Origin of the sequence: Halomonas sp. 707D4, from assembly GCF_024158685.1 — a bacterium.
Taxonomy (GTDB): domain Bacteria; phylum Pseudomonadota; class Gammaproteobacteria; order Pseudomonadales; family Halomonadaceae; genus Vreelandella.
Map to the genome: position 1 here is coordinate 1 of NZ_JAMZBD010000249.1, position 4,655 is coordinate 4,655.

Genomic DNA, 4,655 nt, shown 5'->3' on the forward strand with positions numbered 1-4,655 from the left:
GCATGATATGGCCGATATCGAGCGAGGCCAGCACCGCCAGCTGCGACAGCGTGGCGGGCAGCAGGTGACGGATGAAGATACGCGTTCGGCCGGCGCCGGCCATGGCGGCGGCGCTGATGAAGTCGCGATGCTTGAGCGACAGCACGATGCCGCGCACGATGCGCGCGTACCAGGCCCAGTGGGAGAGGGCGATGGCGATCACCACGTTGGTCAGGCCGGTGCCGAGCACGCCGATCATGAACAGCGACAGCACGAAGGTGGGAAAGGTCAGGAATATATCGGTCACGCGCATGATCACCTGGTCGGCGCGCCCGCCGACGAACCCCGAGGTGCCGCCGATCACGATGCCCAGAACCAGCATCAGCGCAAGCGTCACGGCGACCACCCCGAGCGAGAGCCGGGTGCCCGCCATCAGCCGGGCGAGGATGTCGCGCCCCAGGTGGTCGGTGCCCAGCCAGTGGCGCTCGCTCGGCGCCTGGAGCCGGTCGGCGAGCGCCACCGCGTTGGGGTCGAAGGGCGAAAGCCAGGGGCCGACCAAAGCGGCCGCCACCAGCAGCGCCACCAGAACGAAGGCCAGCCGCGTGGTCGGGCGCGCCTGGCGCCAGAGCGAAAGAGCGGGCGACGGGGAGAGGGCGTGAACGCTCATTGGACCCCCTGCCGGGAAACCCGGATGCGCGGGTCCGCGTAGGCGTAGACGATGTCCACGATCAGGTTGCAGACCACGAAGATCGTCACCATCAGCAGCGTGAAGCACTGGATGACCGGATAGTCGCGGTTGAAGATCGCGGTGATGGCGAAACGCCCCACGCCCGGCCAGCCGAAGATGCTCTCGATGATCAGCGTGCCGCCGATCAGCTCGCCGATGTGCATGCCGGTGGCGGTGATGATCGGCAGCAGCGCATTGCGAAACACGTGGGAAGACTCCACGTCGCGCTCGGCGAGCCCGCGCAGGCGGGCGTAGCGCACGTGGCGCTGACCCTGCACCTCCAGCATGCTGGCGCGCAAAAGCCGCGCGTTGATCGAAAGCGACATCAGCGAGATCGCCACTGCCGGCAGGATCAGGTGCGCCACCCCCCCGCGGCCCATGGGCGGCAGCCACCCCAGATGGATGGAGAACAGCGCCACCAGCAGAAAACCGAGCCAGAAGTTCGGCATGGAAACGCCGACGAAGGCGACCAGGCGCACCAGGTGGTCCGGGCCGCGGTGGTGGTGGCGTGCCGCCCAGCGGCCGAGCGGAATCGAGACCAGCAAAGTGAGGGCGAGCGCCACGCCGGCAAGCTCGAGTGTGGCGGGCAGGTAGTGCATCAGGTCCTGGAACACCGGGCGCTGGGTCGCGTAGGAGACGCCGAAATCCAGGCGCACCGCGCTTGAAAGCCAGTCCAGGTACTGCACCGCGAGCGGCCGGTCGAGCCCGAGCGTTGCGCGGGCGTGCTCCAGGGCCTGCTCCGTGGGCGGCACCTGGGAAAGGCGCAAATAGTCCATCGCCGGGTCCGACGGTCCCAGGCGCAACAGCAGGAAGATCACCAAGGAAGCCGCCAGCAGCAGGATCGGCAGGAGCAGCAGGCGCCGGGCGATGAACCCCGCCATCAGTCGTTCACCACGGGGGTGATGCGCTCGAAGGGGATCTCGCTGCTCATGGCGCCGAAGGGAATCGGGCCAAGCGCAGGGTCGGCCACGGCGATCACGTTGGTGTAGGTCAGCGGCAGGTAGACGGCCGAGTCGTGCAGGCGGCCCAGAAGCCGGGCGTAGAGCGCCTGGCGCTCCTCCTCGTCGACGCTTGCCAGAATCTCGTCGATCAGCGCGTCGATCTCGGGCTTGTCATCGAGCCCCGCCTGCGCCTGGTAGTCGGCGTGGGCCGGCGCGCGCATGGCGCCGACGAAGGCGTGCGGGTCGAAGGGTGCCCCCCAGGTGCGGTTGAAGATCATCCCGAAGCGGCCATCGCGCTGGCGCGCATAGACGCTGCTCTCCTCCTCGCCGATCAGGCGCACCAGGATACCCAGCGTCATCAGCTCCGCCTGGACGATCTCGGCCAGCGACTTGGCGACGGCGTCGTTGCCGACGAACACCAGCTCGATCTGCAGCGGCTGGCCGTCGCGCTCGCGCACGCCGTGGTCGAGTGTCCAGCCCGCCGCGTCCAGCAGCGTGGCGGCGCGGGCGGGATCGAAGTCATAGGGGACGAGGTCGACGTCGGCGTAGGGAACGCTCGGCGCGAAGAGCGTCGGCGCCGGGTCCTGGGTACCGTGGAATACGCTCTCGACCATGCCCGCCTTGTCGACGGCGTGGTTGATCGCCTGGCGCACGGCGAGTTCCGCGGTAGGGCCGTGCTGGCTGTTGAGCGCCAGCATCAGCGTTTCCGTCGGCGCCGAGCGCGCGGTGGTGTATTCGCCGCTTTTGGCCAGGCGAGCGAAGGTGTCCGGCGAGATCGGTCCGTCGGCACCGTAGATCAGGCCGATATCGCCGGTCTGCAGGGCGATGGCGCGGGTGTTGGGATCGACGATCACCTTCACGTTGACCTCGTCGAGTGCCGGCGCCTCGCCCCAGTAGGTCTCGTTGCGCGCGAAGCGGTCGAACTCGCCGAGGCGCGTCTCGGCCAGCACCCAAGGGCCGGTGCCGATCGGCGCGCGAATGCCGTCGGCGGACGTGCGATCGATCAGCTGCGACGGCGCGATGAAGCGAAACGGGCGCGGCAGCGCCAGGTCCTGCAGCACCGGATAGTAGGGCGAGGCCAGGGTCAGCTCGACGGTGCGTGCGTCCAGCGCCTCGACGCCTGCGATGGCGTCGGTCAGCCCGAGCCAGGCGTGGCGCTCGCGGTTGGCGAGAATGGCCTCGAAGTTGGCCACCACCGCCGCTGCGTCGAAGGGCTCGCCGTTGGAGAAGGTGACGTCGTCGCGCAGCGTGAACGTATAAGCGAGGCCATCCTCGGAGACGTCCCAGCGCTCGGCGAGCCAGGGGGTGATCGTACCGTCGGTCTGGTAGCGCACCAGCGGATCGAACACCATCGCCTGGGCGAACATCTGGTTGGGGGTATAGAGGTGCGGATTCAGCGGGCCGACGTTGCTTGGCCAGGAGACGTCGAGTCGTGTCTGCGCCACGGCTTGCCCGGCAAGCCCCAATGTGAAAAGGAGTGCCGTCAGGGCACCAAGAGCCGCGCGCATGCTTACCTCGATCGTCTTGAAAAGTATGAAGAAGACGGGAAATTATCATACTTGCGCGGTCGGGCGTAGGGCGCGCCGGCGATTGCGAAAGTACCAGGCCAAACGACGGACACGAAAAAGCCGCTACCTTTCGGTAGCGGCTTTTTCGTAGAAGATGGTAGCGGGGACCGGATTTGAACCGATGACCTTCGGGTTATGAGCCCGACGAGCTACCAGACTGCTCCACCCCGCATCAACGTGGGGCGTATTATACCTAAGTCGCAGGAAGAGTCAAGAGGCGAGAATAAAAATGCGTCGAAAGGGCGTGGGTGTTATCACCCTGCAACAATGGGCGAGTAACGCTATGCTGTCAGGGGGCCTTGAAGAGCGGCCCCTGGCGGCAACAACAACAGCGTGCGTGGCGGGCAGGCAAGCTCGCGCGCCCATTCAGAATGGCTTGCGACACCGCCCGTCTTGTCGGGTCCGGGCCATTCGTTCTCTCGGGGAGGTAGTCAATGGCTAGTCAGTCCCAGGTGGCTTGGGTTACGGGTGGTACGGGCGGGATCGGCACGGCGATTTGTCGCGCGTTGGCGGCGGCAGGCTATTTCGTGGTGGCCGGGTATCGCAACCCGGAGAAGGCGAAAACGTGGCTCGAGAGCCAGAAGGCCGACGGTTTCGACAACATGGCGCTGTCCGGCGTGAACCTGTCGGACTACCAGGCGTGCATCGATGCCGCGCGCGAGATCACCGAAACCCACGGCCCGATCAGCGTGCTGGTGAACTGCGCCGGCATCACCCGCGACGGCACGATGAAGAAGATGTCCTACGAGCAGTGGGACGAGGTGATCGACACCAACCTCAACAGCGTCTTCAATACCTGTCGCAGCGTCGTCAACGCCATGCTCGAGCAGGAGTACGGGCGCATCATCAACATCTCCTCGATCAACGGGCGCAAGGGGCAGTTCGGCCAGGTCAACTACGCCGCCGCCAAGGCCGGCATGCACGGTCTGACCATGTCGCTGGCCCAGGAGACCGCCACCAAGGGTGTCACGGTCAATACCGTCTCGCCGGGCTACATCGCCACCGACATGATCATGGCGATTCCCGAGAAGGTGCGCGAGGCGATCCGCGAGACCATTCCGGTCAAGCGCTACGGCACGCCCGAGGAGATCGGTCGGCTGGTGGTGTTTCTCGCCGACAAGGAGTCCGGGTTCATCACCGGCGCCAACATCGACATCAACGGTGGCCAGTTCATGGGCTGAGGCTCGCCGCGTCGCGTCAAAAGAACGTCAGCAACGCCACGGCAGTAACGACACTGCAGCAACGATGAAGGGAGGCCGAGGCCTCCCTTCATCGTTGCTGCGCAAGCATCGCTAGACGCCGAGCGGGCGCGACAGCCGCGCCAGAAGGCGATCGAACTCGTCGGCTTCGCGCTCCCAGAGCGCCCGGGGCATCGGTCCCAGTGCCAGGAGCTCGGCGAGCACGTGCTCGATCTCCTCGGCCTGGCTGCGCTCGCCGCCG

4 protein-coding genes and 1 tRNA gene are annotated in these 4,655 nt (G+C 66.5%); 1 reads left to right on the top strand and 4 read right to left on the bottom strand.

Annotation, left to right across the window (positions count from 1 at the left end; translation table 11 throughout):
* From BIS11_RS11215 to BIS11_RS11230, 4 genes are all read right to left on the bottom strand, one after another.
* Positions 1 to 646 (bottom strand): ABC transporter permease subunit (locus BIS11_RS11215; protein ID WP_253586061.1); only part of this gene is annotated, 646 nt, incomplete at its 3' end.
* Complete coding sequence (nikB, locus tag BIS11_RS11220; RefSeq protein WP_253422871.1) at positions 643 to 1,587, bottom strand: nickel ABC transporter permease subunit NikB; 945 nt, start codon at positions 1,585 to 1,587, stop codon at positions 643 to 645. The genes BIS11_RS11215 and nikB, both read right to left, overlap by 4 nt.
* Positions 1,587 to 3,155: a nickel ABC transporter substrate-binding protein gene (gene nikA / locus BIS11_RS11225; protein ID WP_253422874.1), complete on the bottom strand. Its 1,569-nt coding sequence runs from the start codon at positions 3,153 to 3,155 to the stop codon at positions 1,587 to 1,589. The genes nikB and nikA overlap by 1 nt, the downstream gene beginning before the upstream one ends.
* A 155-nt stretch (positions 3,156 to 3,310) precedes the next feature.
* A tRNA-Met gene (locus BIS11_RS11230) sits at positions 3,311 to 3,387 on the bottom strand.
* A gap of 262 nt (positions 3,388 to 3,649) precedes the next feature.
* Between BIS11_RS11230 and phbB the strand changes: the two genes are divergently transcribed.
* Entirely contained in the window at positions 3,650 to 4,396 is a 747-nt protein-coding gene (gene phbB, locus BIS11_RS11235) for an acetoacetyl-CoA reductase (protein ID WP_253422877.1), read from the top strand.
* The last annotated feature ends 259 nt before the right edge of the window (positions 4,397 to 4,655 follow it).

What these genes read in the sequence shown, in the direction of transcription:
- nikB (WP_253422871.1), bottom strand. Translation starts at nt 1,587, where the DNA reads ATGGCGGGGTTCATCGCCCGGCGCCTGCTGCTCCTGCCGATCCTGCTG.
- nikA (WP_253422874.1), bottom strand. Translation starts at nt 3,155, where the DNA reads ATGCGCGCGGCTCTTGGTGCCCTGACGGCACTCCTTTTCACATTGGGG.
- phbB (WP_253422877.1), top strand. Translation starts at nt 3,650, where the DNA reads ATGGCTAGTCAGTCCCAGGTGGCTTGGGTTACGGGTGGTACGGGCGGG.